The 3960-nt window shown below is 51.4% G+C and carries 4 protein-coding genes; all 4 read right to left on the bottom strand.

Going from position 1 to position 3960, the window contains the following annotated elements; translation table 11 throughout:
* Positions 1-690, bottom strand: a 690-nt coding sequence (locus tag Xvie_RS19805) for a phage portal protein (protein ID WP_139838904.1), incomplete at its 3' end; no start/stop codon positions are given.
* A complete protein-coding gene (gene gpW, locus Xvie_RS19810) occupies positions 690-941 on the bottom strand; it encodes a gpW family head-tail joining protein (protein ID WP_086110748.1) in 252 nt (83 codons plus the stop codon). The genes gpW and Xvie_RS19805, both read right to left, overlap by 1 nt.
* 9 nt (positions 942-950) lie before the next feature.
* On the bottom strand, positions 951-2933 hold the full coding sequence (locus Xvie_RS19815; protein WP_086110747.1) for a phage terminase large subunit family protein: 1983 nt from the start codon (positions 2931-2933) through the stop codon (positions 951-953).
* Positions 2899-3492, bottom strand: coding sequence for an RNA polymerase subunit sigma-70 (locus Xvie_RS19820; RefSeq protein WP_086110746.1), 594 nt, complete (start codon positions 3490-3492; stop codon positions 2899-2901). The genes Xvie_RS19815 and Xvie_RS19820 overlap by 35 nt, the downstream gene beginning before the upstream one ends.
* Between the last annotated feature and the right edge of the window lie 468 nt (positions 3493-3960).

A 3960-nucleotide genomic window follows, 5' to 3' on the forward strand; every position in this document is an offset into this window, starting at 1 on the left:
GATATGGGCCTCACGGATGTGATACGCCGTCGGCGCACCGTCACTGTCTATCTCAACACCGCCGCGAACAGACTCTAAATCAAAACGTTCCTGTGGGTTGCTGAGCCGATCCGGGTCGATGATTTGCACTGTGGTGGCATAACGTCCGCGACCGGGACCTAACCTGTCGGTACGATATTGCAGCACCGCCAGTGCATCCCCGTCGAGCAATTTGTGACGAAAGCCGAGACGCAGCATTTGTGACACGGTCTGTTTGCGTTCGACATCACAATACAGCCCCGGATCATTCGCCCACGAACGCCAGTGTGCCTCAATCACTTTGCCGTACTCATCCGCCCAGGTCGCATCAAAGGCGTTATTGCCTGTGAGTAATTTCAGCATCCGGTAATCGGGTTTAAATATCGGCCGGTAGTTCGCGCCGATGGCATTATCGAGCACACGGGTGATAGTACCGGCCGCCCAACCGTCATTACGCGCCAAATCGCGCATACGTGACACGATGCGGTCCCGATAAATATTGATTTCATTATCCGGTGACCACAGCGCCGGTTGCCAGTTTGCCAACTGGTCGCTGGATGAATCTGCGGCATCATAAGGAATGCGCCCGCTGCCCGATAAGGCGTTAAATTTTAATCTGGCATTTGAGGGCGGCAACGGCTCACCATTGGGTCCTAAGATTTTAACGCTCATTAGTATCTCACCCTGATTGGTCGCCGGGTCGTGATCCCCAGCTCGGTCTGTATGGCCTGAATCAGCGCTAACAAATCGCCTAAGCTGGTTTGTTGATACGACACGGAGCGTGTCCCGTCACCCTGCGTATACGAAAATGAGACCCCTTTTGTTCCGGTTGACAGTTCGATATACGCTTGTTGGGCGGTATTGAGTGCTGTTTTGAGCTGTTCACGGCTCATGCCGGTCAGCAGACTGGTTCTTTGTCGCATTCATTCTCCTTAGGGCAAAAGCTGTGACATGCGCTTCCGTTTGGGCTTTTCCGCCGTTGATTCAGGAATTATTGCCCCGGGGAAACGCAGATTGGTTTTTTCTTCGGGCTGTGCCGGGGGGGCGATTAACCGCTCAGGGTTACCGGCAATATTGTCTGCCAGCGCATTCAGTTTCAGCCCCATGTACATCAGGCCGCATAACGCAGCGTAGCTGTAGACGCGGCAGTCCAGCGCTTCGTTGGCCCGACCGGGAATCTGCTCCCACACACGATATCGCTGGCCACCTGATACTTTAATCACCGACCGCTCGGCCAATAACTGGCTGAAATAATGCAGGTCACGGTCAGCCGGAAAGTGCATATAGGCGGGCGCGGCTTCATTCGCCGATGGGGGTTCTAAATGCAGGCGGCCACGAATGGCATCTTTTGCCGCATTGACGCCAATAATCACCGGCTTAAATCCCGATTTAGAGCGGGAGGTAATGCGTTTAGTCGGCCAGATGGGTGAGCGTTTGCCGCCCCGGGCTGATTCCCCTTTGATCGCCCAGATACGCCGACCCAACCGCGAACGGCAGAAGTCATACACTTTTTGAGTGTGATGACCGCCGGAGTCCATGCAGGCTGCTATCACTGCAAAACCCCGACCGTCTGCGCGACGCCAAATTTGTTTCAGGTAAGCATCAAGGCGTTCCCATGGTTCGTCTGTTTCCAGGTCACCTTCAATCACATCATGGGCAATCGACCAGCTTTCTTCACTTCGTCCCCAACCAACGACTTCAATTTCAAATCGGTCGTCCTGGGTATCGATGCCTGCCGTAATGACGGTTGTTCCGTCTGGTACTTCTGCCGCCCACACCTCACAACGCTCAAGGAGCTTTTTCTCGCTCAGTGCCTTTTCTCCCCGATCTTCATAAGGCTCACCGAGGACAAGGTTGATGAAGGTCTGGCGCATCAACGGATCGTTCTTCACCCGCAACCATTCGGCCACCAGATTTTTCCACGCGGCATTCGGGAACAGGCTGTACCCCGCCCAGATATGAAAACCCGCATGACCTTTAAAGGGCTGACTGGCGCGCCACCCCCCCCGTTTAATCATGCCGGGTTTGTCACTGTCCTGAATGACGCAACCATGATGCCGACAGACATAATAGGCGGTCTCCGGTAAGTCGTTGCCGTACTCATCCTTTTCCCATTTGATGCCGTAAGGGGAATCTGGACTGCCCCATTCCAGCACCTGATATTCCCCGCAATGGGGACAAGGCACGTAATAGTAACGCTGGTCACTGTCTTTAAAGGCTTTCTCTATCCGGCTGGTTTCTTTTACGGTGGGCGTAGAGCCCAAGACAATTTTTCGGTTCCAGAACGTTTCAGAGCGTTTAATGCCCAGCGCTATTTGATCCCCCTCTGCACCTGCACCACCAGAAGGATAACCGTCCACTTCATCAAACAGAATGATGCGACAAGTGATACGACGAAAGCCACCCGGCGAATTAGCCCCGACCAGTGTCAGGTTAGCCCCGTTGGAAAAGGTCTTTTTCAGGATAGTCTGGTTAGAATCTTTGGCTTTCGCTTCGCCGGCGATATCTTTCAATACCGGCGTATCCCGCAGCATCGGGGCAATTTCGGTCTTGCTGTAATCTTCCGCATCCTCTACGCGGGGCTGTACCACTAATATGGGTGATGGGTCATGAGACAGATAATAGCCGACAACATGGTCCAGGATTTTGGTGTAACCGACTCGTGCCGATTTCATCACGGACACTTGAGTCACATTCGGATCGGTAATGGCATCCATCATGCCATCCTGATATTTAAACGAACGAAATTTACCCGTTTGCGCGGCATTCTCTTTTGACAATACCGCGTATTTATTCGCCCATTCGCTTAGGGATAAAGGCTCTGGAGGTCTGACATCAGCACGTTTCTGAACCAGTGCACGGGTGAAGTTTTGCCATGCATTATCCCCCCTCGGCCCTGTTTGCGCTGTTATCAAGGCTTAACTCCTCCATCGCCTCATGAATGATTTCCTGAAGTGCGGACACAAACTCCGTATCCGCAGACGTTGTCGCCAACGCCCGGAGCCGGGGTCCGTGTTCAGGGGCTATTGCTATTAGACGAGTTCGCATCCGTGAATATTCCTGCCCTACCGCATCAATCATGTCTTGATAGGGTAAGACCGCGCCGGATTTCAGGTCGTAATCGTACTGGGTCAACAGCGCTAAATAGTTTTCCTTCATGGTACGCGCCTCATCCAGTGACATCGTTGCGCCACGTTCAGTCAGAATGCGTTCAACAATTTTTGCCGGGGTATCGGGGTCTGGGTTGTTACCCGACGTGTTACCTTGGGAAGTGTTACCCTGCTTGTTACCTTTGCTGTTATCTGCTGCTTTTTTTTCCGGTCGGGTAACACTTTTCCGGTAACGCGCAATGTTGGCATTTGATGCTTCAACATTAATGTCGTCACCGTCCACAACCAGCCAGCCACGGGCTTTCCACTGGGTGACGGTCTTGCGGCTGACGCCATGAAGTTTTGCAAAATCTGACTGATTCATATTGTTACCCTGACTGTTACCCTTGTTGTTACCCATTCACGAAGGTAACAAGTTAGGTAACATATTTTTATGGTATGAAAATTAATTTTAATTTATATATTTCAAATGGATATGTATAACATCGTAAAAACCGATGTGTTACCTGTTACCCAAATTTCAAAAGTTCATAGCTAGTGAAATATCGCGGCGCGCAATGCCCGTGATATATCAAACACTTAGGAAGGACCCAAAAAATTATGCAGCGTTACCATTGCTGTTACCTCGCATTACTTGCCCGCATTCACATTTAGTTTTGATCATTGACCATGAATTGGGACTGCGGTCCCAGTTACTATTTAGCTGTTCGAATTGCTTCACTCAATGCTCGGCTAATGGCCTGTGGTAACAATGCCTGAGCCATTTGTTGCGCCCGCTCCTGATAACCGAGCACCGGCTTAACAGTTAATGCATCACCGAACCGAATGAGCA

The sequence above is a fragment of the Xenorhabdus vietnamensis genome (assembly GCF_002127535.1).
Classification (GTDB): Bacteria; Pseudomonadota; Gammaproteobacteria; order Enterobacterales; family Enterobacteriaceae; genus Xenorhabdus; species Xenorhabdus vietnamensis.